Raw genomic sequence first — 15658 nt, 5'->3', positions numbered from 1 at the left:
TGAATGTTGTATTATACTAAGGGAGTGCTTTTGTAAGGGAAAGAAAATTATGTCATGAACATTCTGATCGTACTACTTGCAATCACAACAATACATATGTGCAACAGCACGAGGAGGAATTTTTCATGGAAAATGGTAAAGTAAAATGGTTTAACTCAGAAAAAGGATTTGGATTTATCGAGCGCGAAAACGGAGACGATGTATTCGTACACTTCTCAGCAATTAACGGAGACGGATTCAAAGCTTTAGAAGAAGGTCAAGAAGTTTCTTTCGACATTACTGACGGAAACCGTGGACCACAAGCTGCTAACGTAGAAAAGATCTAATTTCTCGTTAACCTTTAACCTAAAAATAGATATGAAGACGGCTGGGACATTAATTTGTTCCAGCTTTTTCCATTTTATTTTTTAAATGAAAAATAAATAGAGTAGATTTCCTCCTACCCCTTTTTACCCATTAGATTTATGGTAAAATATATTGTAATTCATAAAGTAATTTCTAAAAAATGGTTGCAAAATATTCTTTAGAAGACAGCTATAACGGAAAGGAAATGAGGGTGTAAGGTGAATCAATTTTTTAATAATAAAAGGATGATCGTATTACTTATATCAGTTATTGTTTTTATTAGCACAATTGCTATTTCTCGAAATCGAGAAGAAGCTTCGATCCCCCAGCTATTTATAAATGATATGGCTGGTATTTCAACCTCTATTCTTTCTAAGCCAGCAGAAACGGTTTCAAGTTTTGTAGATTCTGTCGACCATTTGGTTCACACCTTTGAAGAAAATCAAGCTTTGAAAAAGAAAGTGGATGCGATGGATGAGATGCAGGCAAAAATTTATGCTTTGGAACAAGAAAACCAAAATATGAAACAAGAATTAGTCTTGAATAACAATCTAACAGAATTCAAAAAAATTAGTAGTACGGTTATTGCTCGAAATCCAGATAATTGGATTGATTTAATCGTAATTGATAAAGGGAGTAACGATGGAATTCAAGTTGATATGTCGGTAATGTCTGGAAATGGATTAATTGGGCGAGTATCAGAAGTAAGTCCAACCATGGCTAAAGTACTTTTACTTTCTACTCCTAATGATATCGCTAATCGTGTTTCTGCAGAAATTCAAAATCCAAAAGAATCAATACATGGCATTATTGATGGATATAATCATGATAAAAAATTATTTATTATGTCTGAAATTGATCCTACAAAAGAAATTGAGACAGGTAGTCAAGTTGTAACTTCTGGACTAGGAGGCGTCTCGCCGAGTTCCTTACTGATTGGAACTGTTGAGGAAGTGAAAATGGATGAGTTTGGACTCTTTCAAGAAGTGTTGATTAAGCCAGCTGGAAATATGTATGATATTCGTTATGTGACAGTAATCGTACGGCAAAGCAAGGGGGACTAGTCATGTCGAAAAATCGTACAGTAAACCATGCATATTTAATTCCTTTGTTGCTATTTTTTGCCCTTTTATTAGATGGGATTGTGATGAATTTATTTTCTGCCAGTTTATTAGTCAGAATTATGTTTTGACACCTCGTTTATTACTGTTGGTATTAGTTTTATCTACTTCTTTTTTCCAAAACAATCTGTTTTTCTTTATGCGTTGTTATTTGGAGTTGCTTATGATAGTTATTATTCAGGGATTATTGGTATTTACGCAGCTGGTTTAGCGACTTTTATTTATCTATTAAAAAAAGTACAAAATCATTTAGAAATAACTCCTGGTGTAATGGTATTACTTTATGCGACTTCACTTATTTATCTCGAAACATTCATTTATGTGATGTATCAATTTATCGGAATGGTCGATCTTTCTTTTGGTAGATTCTTAATTGAAAAACTTGGGCCAACCTTATTATTAAATCTTATTTTCTTGATTATTTTTTATTATCCTTTTTATAAGCTAAGTCAATGGATGTATAAGTAAAAGGAAAATGAGAATTTATTAAGTTTTTACTTGCAATCTCAAAAACCTGTGTTATGATAATTTTATCTAAAAGAAATGCGAAGAAGAGAAAAAGTAACTTTCATTGGTATCGGTAGAGAGCTTGTGGTTGGTGAAAACAAGTGGTACAAGAAGGTGAACACACATCTCAGAGCAAGGTCACTGAAAAGAAATAATTCGCGAGTAAGTGAACTCGGGTGTGCCCGTTAACGCACAAACGTTTAGAATGATTGAACGTATTGAGATATTGTCCGAGAGGTCAATATAAATAAAGGTGGAACCACGAAGCAAAAAGCTATCGTCCTTTAATCTCCCATATATTTGGGGGGTTAAAGGGCTTTTTTTATTGGACTGCAGCCAATAAAATACCGGCGAAATCTATTCCATTTCAATAGGGAACGAAACTACAAAAAACCATCAGGGGGAAATGAAAATGAAAAAACGTCTATTTTTATTAACAGCAGCAGTAACAATGTTAGGAGCTTGTGGGAACAGCAGCAATCAAGAAGAAACAAACCTTTCAAGTGCAGAGAGTGGATTGAAAGAAACATACGTAGTAGGAATTGATGATACGTTTGCTCCTATGAGCTTTAAAGATACAAACGGAGATATTGTTGGTTTTGACGTAGAACTTGCAGCAGCAACTGGCGAGATATTAGGAGTAGATTTTACCTTTCAAGCAATTGACTGGGTAATGAAAGAGACAGAATTAAATGCTGGAAATATTGATTTGATCTGGAATGGTTATAGTATTACAGAAGAACGAAAAGAAAAAGTAGCCTTTAGTGATGCATACTTAGATAATAAACAAATTATTGTTACGTTAGTCGATAGTGATATTAACACGAAAGAAGATTTAGAAGGAGCAGTAGTGGCGACTCAACAAAGTTCAGCTACACTAGATGCTTTGGCTGCGGATGAAACTGGAATTGTTGATAAATTTGATGGTGGAGAGGCCGTTCTGTATCCTACCTTTGTTGATGTGTTTAATGACTTAGATAGTGGTAGAAGCCAAGCAATCGTCGTTGATGAGGTTCTAGGACGATACATCATGAAGGAAAAAGGAAATGAGAAATATAAAGTATTAGATGATAACTTTGGTGAAGAGGAATACGGAGTAGGAATGAGAAAAGAAGATACAGAACTTCAAGATGCAATCAACGATGCATTAAAACAAATTAAAGAATCAGATGAATATGAAGATATTTATAATAACTGGTTTGCTGAATAAAAAATAGTTTAGATAAATCATCATCTTAAATGTAAGGAACTTTAAAAGGGAAGAGGGAGAAGAATGGAATTACTTAGCTTAATTTGGCCATCTTTATTAGATGGATTTACTACTACACTGAAAATCTTTTTCATTGTAGGAATAACCAGTATCCCTTTAGGGTTCTTAATAGCCCTTATTCGGATATTTGGACCAAAATGGATTGGTTTTATCGTACAAGTTTATATTTTTGTGATGAGAGGAACTCCTCTCCTTCTACAGTTGATGTTCTTCTTCTTCGGTCTTCCTTTTGTAGGCATTACACTGGATCGGTTTACAGCTGCAACACTAGCGTTTATTATTAACTATGCTGCTTACTATGCTGAAATCTTCCGAGGAGGTATTATGGCGGTTCCAGAAGAGCAATTCGAATCAATAGCCGTTCTCGGAATCGGAAAAGTACGTGGGTTTTTACGAATTATCACCCCTCAAGTTTTTCGAATTGTGCTTCCTTCTGTAGGGAATGAAGTAATATCTCTCGTTAAGGATACTTCCTTAGTATATATTTTAGGAATCGGAGAATTGTTACGAGCAGGACAAATTGCGGCGAATACTTATGCGTCCCTCATTCCATTTTTAGGAGTCGCAACTTTATACTTATTAATTACAGGAATCATTACGATCGCATTGAATTACTTTGAAACAAAGAGAAAGTATTAAGGAGGCAGAGTATGTTATTACAAGCAAATCATCTATCAAAAAATTATCATCATACATCTGTTATCCAAAATTTCTCATTATCAATTGATGCTAGAGAAATAGTGGTTCTAACAGGGAAGTCAGGTACTGGGAAAACAACCTTGATGCGTCTTCTTAATAACTTGGAACAAGCAGAAAAAGGTACGATTGTTATTGAGGAAAACTTTTTGTGTAAAGATCAAGATGATAAGGCGAAGTACACGTCTAAAAAAGAGCAACGGAATTACCAAAATAAAATTGGCATGGTCTTTCAAAATTATGCCTTATTTCCTAACTTAACTGTTTTAGAGAATCTTTTGGAAGCACCTTTAGCACAGAAATTAGGTACAAAAAAGGAATTGATTGAAAAAGCAGAACTTCTTTTAAATAATATGAAAATTAAAGATCAAATAAATAAAATGCCCTCTACATTATCTGGTGGACAAAAACAAAGAGTAGCGATTGCGCGAGCAATGATGTTGAGTCCCAAAATTTTATGTTTTGATGAACCTACCTCTGCGTTAGACCGAGAATCTGCAGATAGTATTGGTAAATTAATTCAAGAAATTGCTTCTACAGGCACAGGTATTTTAATTGTTACGCATGATATAGATTTTGGTAAGAAGTATGCAACGCGAGTGATCTCATCAGATGAATTTATTCAAAATTAAAGATAGAAAGGAAGCAAGAAAAGAGAAATCTCTTTTTTCTTGCTTTTTCTTTCTTTGCCGGTATAATTGCTTGAGGTAATGAAATAAAGAATGCCAGAGAGCATTCATTTTAAGGGGCGATTTATTATGGAAAAAAATAAGAAGTTAGTGCAGCGTGCTGCCATCATTGGGTCAGGAACAGACGATTTAACCAACATGTTTCTGTCTCTTTCTTTATCCTCTATTATGTTGGATTTAGGAATCAACAATATCCAAGCAGGTTCAATCTCAACCATTACTAATTTTGGAATGTTGTTGGGGGGATTACTTTTTGGATATTTAGCAGATCGTTATGGTAGTTTGAAACTTTTTAAAGTTACTTTGATCCTTTTTTCCTTAGCAACTGCAGCAATGTTTTTCGCAAATTCTTTAACGACTATTTATATTTTACGCTTCTTAGCTGGGGTAGGTACGGGTGGAGAGTACGGAATTGCCATTAGTTTACTGGCAAAAGTGACTCCTTTGAATAAGATGGGAAGAATGTCCTCTCTCAATGGGGTAGCAGGTATGGTAGGAAATATTTTTGCAGCTTTACTAGCAAGTATTATTATTCCTATGTTTGGTTGGAATGCACTATTCTTAATGGGGCTTGTTCCAATCCTGATAGTTGCTTGGGTACATTTTAGTGTCACAGATGATGTCTTGAATCAGTCTACTTTAAGTACAGACGAATTAGAACATAAAAAACATGAAAAACCATCCTACAAAGAATTATTTAAGACAGCAAAACTAACGAAACAAACCTTGTCATTAATGTTCATGGCAATCATTCAAATTGGTGGCTACTTCGGGTTAATGAATTGGCTCCCTAAAATCATGCAAGAAGAATTAGGCCTTTCTGTTTCTGGAAGCTCCATATGGATGATTTCAACAATCATCGGGATGTCACTTGGAATGCTTTTCTTTGGACGAATTATTGATACAATGGGACCACGAATTTCATATAGTATCTTCTTGTTATCATCTGCAGCCGCTGTATTCTTGTTTGCACTCGTGAAAAATGAGTTTGCTATGTTAATAGGTGGAGCAATTGTCGGATTCTTTGTCAATGGGATGTTTGCCGGATACGGAGCAATTGTTAGTAAACTTTATCCAAGGCACGTTCACTCCATGGCAAATAATTTAATTATCAATGTAGGTCGAGCAGTAGGTGGGTTTTCATCTATTATTATAGGCTTGTTAATGGATGTAGGGACCGTTCAAACCGTCATGATTTTCCTTTCTGTTTGCTACCTGTCAAGCTTTGCGGTCATGTTGACCATCAAAGGATTTTCAAAAGAAAATTATCATCAAGTAGGTAATACAGAAAAAAAGTTAACGATTGACAATATTTAATTGACTGACTAGGATTTTTTGGTAAACTATTCTTGTTGTAAATGTGCACGCCACACTACAACCGCACGGATTGAAGTAACAGAAGACCCGAGAGGGCACTTCTTCTGGCGAGTCTAAGTAAAATAGGAGGTGCAGGAATATGTACGCAATTATCAAAACAGGTGGTAAACAATTGAAAGTAGAAGTTGGACAACCAATCTATATCGAGAAATTAGATGTAGAAACAGGTGAACAAGTAACTTTTGAAGAAGTAGTTTTTGTTGGCGGAGATGACGCTAAAATAGGTGCTCCATTAGTAGAAGGCGCAACTGTAGTCGGAACTGTTGAAAAACAAGGACGCGAAAAAAGGTTACTACTTTTACTTACATGAGAAGAAAAGACTCTCACCGTAAACAAGGACATCGTCAACCATATACGAAAGTTATGATTGATGCAATCAATGCATAATAAGAAGAAGTGAATAAGATGATAACAGCAAAATTTAAACAAGATGAATATGGGAATATCCATTCCTATGAAATTACAGGTCACTCCGGTTATGCGGAAGCAGGAGAAGATATTATTTGTGCAGCAGTATCTGTTTTGGCAATCGAAACAGTGAATAGCATAGAGAAACTTGCTTCACACCGAATGATAGTAAAAGAAGCTGATGATGAAGGTGGATATCTTTATGCAGAAACGCTAAAAGATCTATCGGAAGAACAGAATTACATTTCGCAAATTTTGTTGAAACATTTATATTACTCCTTAGAGGATGTCGCTGAGACATATCCTACTTATGTTAACATTAAAATATAACGAAAACCGAATAAACACCAAGGAGGTGCAATCCATGTTAAAATTGAATCTACAATTATTCGCCACTAAAAAAGGGGGCGGATCAACCGGTAACGGACGTGATTCCCAATCTAAACGTTTAGGTTCTAAACGTGCAGATGGCCAATTTGTAACTGGTGGCTCAATTTTATACCGCCAACGCGGTACTAAAATACACCCAGGAACAAACGTAGGTCGTGGCGGAGATGACACTTTGTTTTCAACAGTTGACGGAATTGTTCGTTTCGAACGTCTAGGACGCAACAAAAAACAAGTATCTGTTTATCCTGTAGCACAAGAAGCTTAATTTTAAATAATCATCTAATTTTCATACACAATAAGACTTGCGAAGGGTATTCAATTGCCTGACGCAAGTTTTTTTCTGATATTAAATTAGTATGTTGGTCGAAACTAGCTGAAAGGAATGGATTGCCTATGAATTCAACAAAAATGGAAGTATTATTCAATAACATGGATCAAGCCATCCTATTGCTTCAAAATGAATTGACTGTATCTTATGTAGAATCATTAGCTGAAACTCTTCAGAATCTATCATTTGATGGTCAAGCACAACAAATGGAAGGACAACCTTCTGATGAGACAATTAAAAAACTGAATGCCATTTATAAAAAATTGAAGTTGAAGGATGAATCACCTGAAACGGTTCGAAAGCTTGTACAGTTAGCTTTTATCAAAGCAATTAAAGAAGATAAAATTCAAACAAATCATCAAATGACTCCTGACACCATTGCTTATTTGATTGCCTATTTTATTGCCGAAATTAAAAAGGACGCTACTGAAACACTACATATTCATGATTTAGCATCTGGAACTGGAAACTTATTGACGGTAGTTATGGATTATCTACAAAAAAGAGGAAATACGGTGAGTGCTGAAGCAGTAGATAATGATGATTTGTTAGTTGCTCTTGCATCCAATAGTGCAAACCTTCAAAATTGGAACGATCAGATTCAGTTTGTTCATTCAGATAGTTTGCAGGAACTATTGATTAAACCAGCAGATATAGCTGTAGCTGATCTTCCAGTAGGTTATTATCCAATGGATGATCGAGCAAAGAAATTTGAAACTTCTTTTGAAGAAGGACATTCTTTTGCACATTTTTTGATGATTGAACAACACCTCAAGTATGTAAAAGATTCTGGTTGGGGCTTTTTCATTATTCCTAAGAATTTATTTGAAAGTGATGAAAATAGTCTTTTAATTAAATGGTTAAAAGGAAAAGGGTACTTACAAGCTGTACTAAACTTACCGGAAACTCTGTTCCAATCTGCTAGCATGCAAAAAGCAATTTTAATCCTTCAAAAAGAGGGAGAAAACGCGAAACAAGCTAAGCAAGTACTGCTTGGAGACATCCCTAATATTAAAGATGCAAGAAAAATGAAGGAATTCATAGAACTGTTCCACAATTGGTCTGAAAAGATGCTATAATAGTAGCATTGCTATATAAATTTGAACTTTTAAGGAGCGGAAAAATTAATGTCTAAAATAATCGCAATCAATGCCGGTAGTTCTAGCTTGAAATTTACTTTATATCAAATGCCTGAACAAACAGATATTGCTACAGGAATCATAGAAAGAATTGGTATAAATGACTCAATCTTTACTATTAAATATGGTGAAGGAAAAAAATATTCAGTAGTAGAAGATATTGAAAATCATGAAATTGCTGTTGAAAAACTATTGAATCAATTAGAAGAATTAAATATTATCCAAAGTTTTGATGAAATTACTGGTGTAGGACATAGAGTTGTAGCTGGAGGAGAAGATTTTAAAGAATCTGCCCTTGTTGACGATGAAGCACTAAGAAAAATTGAAGCACTAGGTGAGCTTGCTCCTTTGCATAATCCAGCAAATGCTACTGAATTCGTGCTTTTAAAAAGCTATTACCAAATATTACTAGTGTAGCTGTATTTGATACAGCATTCCATACAACGATGCCAGAAGTAAATTATCTATACAGTATTCCGATGGAGTACTATGAAGATTTTGCTGCTCGTAAATATGGTGCACACGGAACTAGTCATAAATACGTTGCAGAACGTGCTGCTGATATGTTGAACAAGCCAATCGAAGATTTAAAGATTATTACTTGTCATTTAGGGAATGGCGCGTCTATTACAGCTGTAGATGGTGGGAAATCTGTGGATACATCCATGGGATTCACTCCCCTTGCAGGTGTAACAATGGGAACACGTAGTGGTGACATTGACGCTTCTCTATTACCATATTTAATGGATAAACTAGAAATTACAGATATTAAAGAAATGGTTAACATTTTGAATAAGAAATCTGGATTTTTAGGATTATCTGGTATTTCAAGTGATATGCGTGATGTAGAAGTCGCTGCTGAAGAAGGCGACAAACGCTCACAAATTGCTTTAGATATATTCCATAACCGTATTCAAAAGTATATTGGTCAATATATTGCAACAATGAATGGTGTGGATGCAATTGTTTTCACTGCTGGAATTGGTGAGAACTCAGCAAGTACACGTCAAATTATCATTGATGGAATTAGTTGGTTTGGCTGCGAAATTGATGATGTAAAAAATGATGTTCGTGGAAAAGAACGAATTATTTCTACTGATGATTCAAAAATAAAAGTATTATTAGTTCCAACAGATGAAGAAAAAGCAATTCTACTTGATGTTATTCGCTTAGGTGAAGGCAAGTAAATCAATAAAAAACGCTACATCCATTATGGGTGTAGCGTTCTTTTTTATATGTTAAATTTTTTTAGTAGAAGCTTATAGTATCAGATCATACAATTAAAAAAAGCGAATCATATTTTCTTACTTATCTACTTCTTCATTACGCTCGTTTTCTAGATCTGTACGAACGACTAGAACATCACAAGGAGCATTTCTGATTACATAATCTGAAACAGAACCAATAAATAATCTTTCAACTGCGTTTAGTCCAGTAGCACCAATCATTATTAAATCGACATCGTATTCTTCAGCAAGATCTTTTGCGATTACAACTTTAGGTGAACCATATTCAATGCGTACTTGAATATCTTCTACACCTTTTTCTTCAGCCATTTTTTGATAATCATCCATCAATAGTTTTGTTTGGTGAACAATTTCATCAGTAAAATTTCCTTCGAAACCGGTTGGTGTCTGAATGGCTCTCGTATCAATAATATGGGCAATAATCATTGTTGCATTATTTCTTTTTGCTACTTGAATTGCTTTTCTGAATGAGAGTTCAGCTTCTCCAGAACCGTCTACAGGTACTAGAATCTTTTTGTATTCTTGCATCATAATATTCCACTCCCTTTGAATATAATTTATTCTTACTTTCATTTTAACTTAATTTATACAAAATGAAAAGAAAAGGAAAATATAGGACTTATTTCACTCTAACTTTCTTACTTAATTGTAAGGAAAAGGAAGCTGTGAATATAGAAATTAGAACAAGAAATCCTCCGTATAGTAATTTATAATCGATTAAAATAGTGAGAAAAGAAAGAATACCTGAAACAATATAAAGACTACCATATGTTTGGAAAAAACGATGAAATTGTTCTAATTCTTTTTCTGCATATAATTCAGGTAGGAGTATAAAAGCATCTTTTGCTTTTTTGAAAACAAACCAACCTACGAGAAGAAGTAAAATTCCTAAAAAAAACATTCCTATTTTTATCATCCTATTCCTCCTAGAAAACAACCGTGTAAAACATTAAAAGCCGCTCAAAGAGCGGCTTCTAAAGTGTAATACTTTATAAAGAAATCCGGTGGTGCCGGGTTAAGTAATTCTACTAGTTTTGAACCCGCATAGTTAGCAGGTGGGCTCCACAGTATTGCATCTAGCTACCATATGAGTGGCTTGCTATTAACAACTACATCAAGGATCCCAAAATAGTAATTAATTGTTCGGTCAATACATTGAGAATAAATCGTACACCTCAGACTTCTATATACAAATAATACCACATCACTTTCTGTTACGCAAGAAGTTGAGAATATAAATTATTCTTTAAACGTTTTACCTATCACAATGGAAACGCGTACTATACAAAATACTTAGTTCATCTTTTTTAGTTTTTCTAATTGTAAAGAAAGTGCTTTTTCATATTTTCCTGTTGTGACCGGTTCGTAATAGATTTTCATTTTCAACGTGTCCGGAAGATATTGTTGTTTCACCCAATGATTTTCAAATGAATGTGGGAATTGATAGGTTAATCCCCGTCCTAACTCTTTAGCACCTTGGTAATGTGTATCTTTTAAGTGAGCGGGAACTTGACCAGCATTTCCTGAACGAATATCAGCCAAAGCACGATCAATTGCTTCTATGGCAGAATTTGATTTAGGTGATAGGGCAAGATCAATTACAGCATGTGCTAGAGGAATCCTAGCTTCTGGTAGGCCTAATTTTTCAGCAGTTTGAACTGCTGAAAGAGTTCTCGCTACAGCAGCTGGATTACCTAACCCGACATCTTCATAGGCACATACTAACAATCGTCTACAAGCAATGATCAGCTCTCCCGCTTCTAAAAGACGTGCGAGATAATGCATAGAAGCATCTACATCACTTCCACGAAGGGATTTTTGAAAAGCGGAAATAACATCGTAGTGAGCGTCGCCGTCTTTATCATGAACCAAAGCTTTCCGTTGGAGACATTCTTCGGCAACATCCAAAGTGATAACCACTTTCCCATCTGAATTAGGTGGAGTAGATAAGGCAGCTAATTCAAGTGCATTCAAAGAACCTCTTAAATCTCCCATAGAACTACGAGAAAGATGAAGAAGAGCGTCTTCTTCCACTTGAATGTCCAATTGTCCAAGACCTCTTTCATCGTCTTCTAAAGCTCGATGCAGAGCAATTAGAATATCCTCTTGTGATAAGGGAACAACTTCAAATATTTGGCTTCTACTTCTAATTGCAGGATTGATACTAATATACGGATTTTCAGTAGTTGCACCAATCAAAATAACTTTTCCACTTTCTAAATGAGGAAGTAAAAAGTCTTGCTTGGGTTTATCTAAGCGATGGATTTCATCAAGAAGTAAAATAACTTGTCCTGAAAATTTTGCTTCTTCCACAACAATCTGTAAATCTTTTTTTGAGTCGGTAGCTGCATTTAGCTGTCGAAAAGCTGAATGAGTGGATCCAGAAATAGCACTAGCAATACTTGTTTTACCTGTTCCAGGAGGACCATAAAGAATCATAGAGGAAAGCATTTTAGCTTCTACCATTCGTCGGATAATTTTATTTGGACCGACTAAGTGTCGCTGACCGACAACTTCATCGATATTTGTAGGACGCATGCGATAAGCAAGTGGTTTTTTCATAATATAGTTCCTCTCCTTATTGTAATTGTATTATAAGGGATACGACGAATAAGAACAAACATTCGAAAAAAACAGTGATAATATCATAAATATAAACGAATGTGAAAAACTTATAGGCATTCTTCTTATCAAAGCACTAGATAATCGCTATAATAGGACTAGTGCAAAAATGCAGAAGAAAGAAGGATTATATAAATGAATATACAAGCCATTATAAAGGAAAATACATGGGAGAACCTATTTATGAAAGGAGTCTTCGGACTTGAAAAGGAATCCCAACGAATAAATGAGAAGGGAATTATTTCAAAAATAGAACATCCTCATCAATTTGGAAACCGTGATTTTCATCCGTATGTTCAAACTGATTTTGCGGAAGCTCAATTAGAGTTGATTACACCACCCGTGGACTCTGTTGAAGGTACCATGCAGTGGCTTGCCGCTATTCATGATGTCACTTTAGGTACGATTCCAGAAGAGGAGTATTTACTTCCATTAAGTGTTCCGGTATTAATGCCAGAAGAGGAAGAAATAGAAATAGCAAAATTAGATAATCCTGAAGATAGAAAATATAGAGAATACTTAGCGGCTGTTTACGGAAAAAGAAAGCAAATGGTTAGTGGAATTCATTATAATTTTGAATTTAATCAAGATTTTTTAAATCATGTGTTTCAACAACAAAATGAAATTGAACACTATAAAGATTTTCAAGATAAAGTATATTTGAAAGTAGCGCATAATTTTTTACGCTACCAATGGATTCTTACTTATTTGATGGGGGCAGCCATAGAAGCAGAAAAAGAGTATTTCAAAGATAATGTGGTCCCATCCGATATTCCTGATGGGTATATAAGAAGTTTAAGAAGTAGTAAATATGGATATGTTAATAATGATGATGTTGATGTTTCTTTTGAAACTCTGGAAGATTATGTAGAAACCATTCAGGCAATGGTAGATGAAGGGAAATTAATAGAAGAAAAAGAATTTTATAGCACCGTACGTTTTCGTGGTGGAAAAAATGCAAAAGAGATTTTGGAAAAGGGAATTGCTTACTTAGAATTTCGACTATTTGATTTGAATCCTTTTGCAGCATATGGAATCTTAGAAGAAGATATGAATTTCATTCATTATTTTTTGATGTATATGTTATGGATGGATGAAGATGCTAATGAGTCTAATCGAGAAAAAGGAAAAGAAATGAACTTTGTAACCGCCTTTGAGTCTCCTTTGAAACCTTCAACATTTAAAGAAGAGGGAATAGAGATTCTTGAAGGAATGAAAGCAATGCTAGTAGAATTAGGAAATGATCCTGCAAGAATTACAACTGTGGATAAAAAAATAAATGCTTTTGAAGATCCATCTCAAACTTTAAGTGGGAAAATGGTTGAAGTTATTCAAACAGGCGGTAGTCTTTTGGAGTGGGGGATTTCAAAAGCAAAAGAAAATAAAAAAATAGCATTAGAGCAGCCTTATAGTCTAACTGGATTCGAAGATATGGAATTATCTACTCAAATTTTATTGTTTGATGCCATTCAAAAAGGTTTGAAAATAGAGATTCTTGATCGAAAAGACCAATTTATTTCCTTAAAGTATAAAGACCATGTCGAGTATATAAAAAATGGAAATATGACGTCCAAAGATACATACATTGCACCTCTAATTATGGAAAATAAAGTAGTTACCAAAAAAATATTAGCAGACCACGGATTTTCTGTTCCTAAGAGTATAGAATATGAAAATGCGGAAGATGCTATAAAAGATTATACTCTTTTTCGAGAGAAAAGTTTTGTAGTAAAACCAAAATCAACCAACTTTGGGTTAGGAATAAATATTTTCCGAAATGGTGCTAGTCAAGAAAATTTTGAAAAAGCAATTGAGATTGCCTTTCAAGAAGACGAAACAGTTTTATTAGAGGATTTTGTTGAAGGCACTGAATATCGCTTCTTTGTAATTGGTGATGAAACAAAAGCGGTTCTTCTACGAGTCCCTGCAAACGTCCAAGGGGATGGCATCCATTCCATTGAAGAATTGGTTGCTATTAAGAATGACAATCCTTTACGAGGATATAACCACCGTACTCCATTAGAAAAAATAGAAATGGGTGCAACTGAAAAAATCACGCTAGAAGAACAAGGATTTAATAAAGAAGATATTCCTGCCAAAGGAGAAAATGTTTACTTACGCGACAATTCCAATGTTAGTACGGGTGGAGACTCCATTGATTACACGGATCAAGTAGATGAAAGCTACAAAGAAATAGCCGTTGGAATTTCAAAGACACTGGGAGCAAATGTTTCTGGTATTGATATGATGATTATCGATTATAAAAATCCAGCTGAATCAAAAGAAGGTAATTATGGAGTTATTGAGGCGAACTTTAATCCAATGATGATGATGCATATTTATCCATATCAAGGAAAAAGCAGAAGATTAACTTTGGATATATTGGCTTTACTTTTCCCAGAAATGAAACACTAAAATAGGGGTGTTTATTCATGAAAAAACCTTTAAGAGGTCTAGTCTATCTATCTGTCATCCCTCTTTTTATCTATTATATGTATGGAAATAATCTTCATTTTATTGAGGTTTTCAATCAAGTTTCTATTTTAGAATTATTTATTATACTAATGATGATGTTTTACTCTATTTATATTCATACGTTTTTGCATGAAGGTGGCCACTTATTATTTGGTAAGCTTACTGGATATTCTCTTTTATTTTTCCAAGCAGGAAATTACCGATATGAAGCTAAAACAAAGAAAATTACCAAACAAGACAATAGTATTCCAGGTATGCTTGGACAATGTTTGATGGTTCCCCCTAAGTCAAAAGATTATCAAGAAAAACCATATTTTTTCTATTTAGCAGGGGGACTTTTCATTAATGCAATAACGGGAATACTATTATATGTAGGCTCCTTTTACTTCCCTGGAAAATGGGGATTTTATTCTTTTCTACTAAGCATCATTCCGATTTTATTTCTATTTCTCAATATGATTCCCATGGGATATACGGATGGGAAAGTAATTATGGAAATAAAAAAGAATTCCCTAACTAAGAAGTTGTTTTTTCAACAATTGGAAATGGCTTTTTATCTTGATCAGGGACATAGTTTTTTAGAGATTCCTGATTCTTATTATGAAGAAGCGGAGACAGGTAGAGCCAGAGAATCTTTTTTAGGTGAGTACATTCAAATTTGTGAATATCGTCGACAGTTAACAAAACTAGATTTTGCATTAGCAGATCAACGATTAGCAGAATTTTTAGCCCATACGAATTATCGTACCTCTGTTTATGCACCACTTCTAATGTGTGAAGAACTTTTTTGCGATGCATTGTTTGGTAGAAAAAAAGTGCCCGAAAAAAGTGGGAAGAGATTCATAAATTTCCAAGTGTGCGTGGGTACTATACAAAGTCAATACGCATTAGAGCAGCTTATGAATATTTTGTTGAGACTAGTGTAGAAAAGTCACAGCAAACATTGAATCTTGTTGATTCAGATTTTATGAAAGAGACTGTTGAAGGAGACCGGAAAACGGAACTCATTTTGATTGACTGGCTTCAAACCTTTATGATAAACGT

Annotated in this window: 16 protein-coding genes, 1 other RNA gene, 2 pseudogenes and 2 other annotated features; of the genes and pseudogenes, 15 read left to right on the top strand and 4 right to left on the bottom strand. The window is 34.5% G+C overall.

All coding sequences use genetic code 11. From position 1 onward, the window contains the following. Window positions 1-125 precede the first annotated feature (125 nt). From LZ578_RS08540 to LZ578_RS08485, 13 genes and pseudogenes are all read left to right on the top strand, one after another. Window positions 126-326 carry a cold-shock protein gene (locus LZ578_RS08540; protein WP_235144754.1) on the top strand — a complete coding sequence of 67 codons (201 nt, stop codon included), beginning with the start codon at window positions 126-128 and terminating at the stop codon, window positions 324-326. A gap of 237 nt (window positions 327-563) precedes the next feature. After that, entirely contained in the window at window positions 564-1409 is an 846-nt protein-coding gene (gene mreC / locus LZ578_RS08535) for a rod shape-determining protein MreC (RefSeq protein ID WP_235144753.1), read from the top strand. 2 nt (window positions 1410-1411) lie between these two features. Next, window positions 1412-1537 (top strand): hypothetical protein, encoded by a 126-nt coding sequence (locus tag LZ578_RS12515; protein WP_255763843.1) that lies wholly within the window; start codon window positions 1412-1414, stop codon window positions 1535-1537. Between the two features lie 10 nt (window positions 1538-1547). Continuing rightward, window positions 1548-1934 (top strand): rod shape-determining protein MreD, encoded by a 387-nt coding sequence (gene mreD, locus LZ578_RS08530; RefSeq protein WP_311198618.1) that lies wholly within the window; start codon window positions 1548-1550, stop codon window positions 1932-1934. Between the two features lie 71 nt (window positions 1935-2005). Next, window positions 2006-2261 (top strand) — a binding site (T-box leader). Between the two features lie 124 nt (window positions 2262-2385). Continuing rightward, window positions 2386-3183: an amino acid ABC transporter substrate-binding protein gene (locus LZ578_RS08525; protein ID WP_235144752.1), complete on the top strand. Its 798-nt coding sequence runs from the start codon at window positions 2386-2388 to the stop codon at window positions 3181-3183. A 63-nt stretch (window positions 3184-3246) separates the two neighbouring features. After that, the gene (locus LZ578_RS08520; protein WP_235144751.1) at window positions 3247-3882 is read left to right on the top strand and encodes an amino acid ABC transporter permease; all 636 of its coding nucleotides are present in this window, start codon (window positions 3247-3249) and stop codon (window positions 3880-3882) included. Window positions 3883-3893: 11 nt separating this feature from the next. Continuing rightward, on the top strand, window positions 3894-4571 hold the full coding sequence (locus LZ578_RS08515) for an amino acid ABC transporter ATP-binding protein (protein ID WP_235144750.1): 678 nt from the start codon (window positions 3894-3896) through the stop codon (window positions 4569-4571). Window positions 4572-4697: 126 nt separating this feature from the next. Further along, window positions 4698-5945 carry an MFS transporter gene (locus LZ578_RS08510; RefSeq protein ID WP_235144749.1) on the top strand — a complete coding sequence of 416 codons (1248 nt, stop codon included), beginning with the start codon at window positions 4698-4700 and terminating at the stop codon, window positions 5943-5945. 49 nt (window positions 5946-5994) lie between these two features. Beyond that, window positions 5995-6070, top strand: a sequence feature (ribosomal protein L21 leader region). A gap of 14 nt (window positions 6071-6084) precedes the next feature. Continuing rightward, a pseudogene (rplU, locus tag LZ578_RS08505) lies at window positions 6085-6392 on the top strand (50S ribosomal protein L21). 18 nt (window positions 6393-6410) lie between these two features. Beyond that, window positions 6411-6743 (top strand): ribosomal-processing cysteine protease Prp, encoded by a 333-nt coding sequence (locus tag LZ578_RS08500; protein WP_235144748.1) that lies wholly within the window; start codon window positions 6411-6413, stop codon window positions 6741-6743. Window positions 6744-6777: 34 nt separating this feature from the next. Then, the gene (gene rpmA / locus LZ578_RS08495) at window positions 6778-7068 is read left to right on the top strand and encodes a 50S ribosomal protein L27 (protein ID WP_235144747.1); all 291 of its coding nucleotides are present in this window, start codon (window positions 6778-6780) and stop codon (window positions 7066-7068) included. A 128-nt stretch (window positions 7069-7196) separates the two neighbouring features. Continuing rightward, the gene (locus LZ578_RS08490) at window positions 7197-8210 is read left to right on the top strand and encodes a class I SAM-dependent methyltransferase (RefSeq protein ID WP_235144746.1); all 1014 of its coding nucleotides are present in this window, start codon (window positions 7197-7199) and stop codon (window positions 8208-8210) included. 48 nt (window positions 8211-8258) lie between these two features. Beyond that, a pseudogene (locus LZ578_RS08485) lies at window positions 8259-9457 on the top strand (acetate/propionate family kinase). A gap of 117 nt (window positions 9458-9574) precedes the next feature. On the opposite strand, the gene LZ578_RS08480 reads toward LZ578_RS08485, so the two are convergent. The 4 genes from LZ578_RS08480 to LZ578_RS08465 all read right to left on the bottom strand — a co-directional run bounded on the left by LZ578_RS08480 (window position 9575) and on the right by LZ578_RS08465 (window position 12079). Further along, window positions 9575-10048, bottom strand: a complete 474-nt coding sequence (locus LZ578_RS08480) for a universal stress protein (RefSeq protein ID WP_235144745.1) — start codon at window positions 10046-10048, stop codon at window positions 9575-9577. Window positions 10049-10136: 88 nt separating this feature from the next. Next, window positions 10137-10433, bottom strand: coding sequence for a hypothetical protein (locus tag LZ578_RS08475; RefSeq protein ID WP_235144744.1), 297 nt, complete (start codon window positions 10431-10433; stop codon window positions 10137-10139). A 78-nt stretch (window positions 10434-10511) separates the two neighbouring features. Continuing rightward, window positions 10512-10702: non-coding RNA, 6S RNA (gene ssrS / locus LZ578_RS08470), on the bottom strand. Between the two features lie 108 nt (window positions 10703-10810). Next, on the bottom strand, window positions 10811-12079 hold the full coding sequence (locus tag LZ578_RS08465) for a replication-associated recombination protein A (RefSeq protein ID WP_235144743.1): 1269 nt from the start codon (window positions 12077-12079) through the stop codon (window positions 10811-10813). A gap of 195 nt (window positions 12080-12274) precedes the next feature. Between LZ578_RS08465 and gshAB the strand changes: the two genes are divergently transcribed. Together gshAB and LZ578_RS08455 are read left to right on the top strand one after the other, a co-directional pair. After that, window positions 12275-14554 carry a bifunctional glutamate--cysteine ligase GshA/glutathione synthetase GshB gene (gene gshAB / locus LZ578_RS08460; RefSeq protein ID WP_255763842.1) on the top strand — a complete coding sequence of 760 codons (2280 nt, stop codon included), beginning with the start codon at window positions 12275-12277 and terminating at the stop codon, window positions 14552-14554. 17 nt (window positions 14555-14571) lie between these two features. Next, the gene (locus tag LZ578_RS08455; RefSeq protein WP_235144741.1) at window positions 14572-15540 is read left to right on the top strand and encodes a hypothetical protein; all 969 of its coding nucleotides are present in this window, start codon (window positions 14572-14574) and stop codon (window positions 15538-15540) included. Window positions 15541-15658: the final 118 nt, after the last annotated feature.

Origin of the sequence: Jeotgalibaca sp. MA1X17-3 (assembly GCF_021513155.1) — a bacterium.
Taxonomy (GTDB): domain Bacteria; phylum Bacillota; class Bacilli; order Lactobacillales; family Aerococcaceae; genus Jeotgalibaca.
Note: the sequence above shows the minus strand (reverse complement) of the source record. Positions and strands in the feature narration are given on the sequence as shown.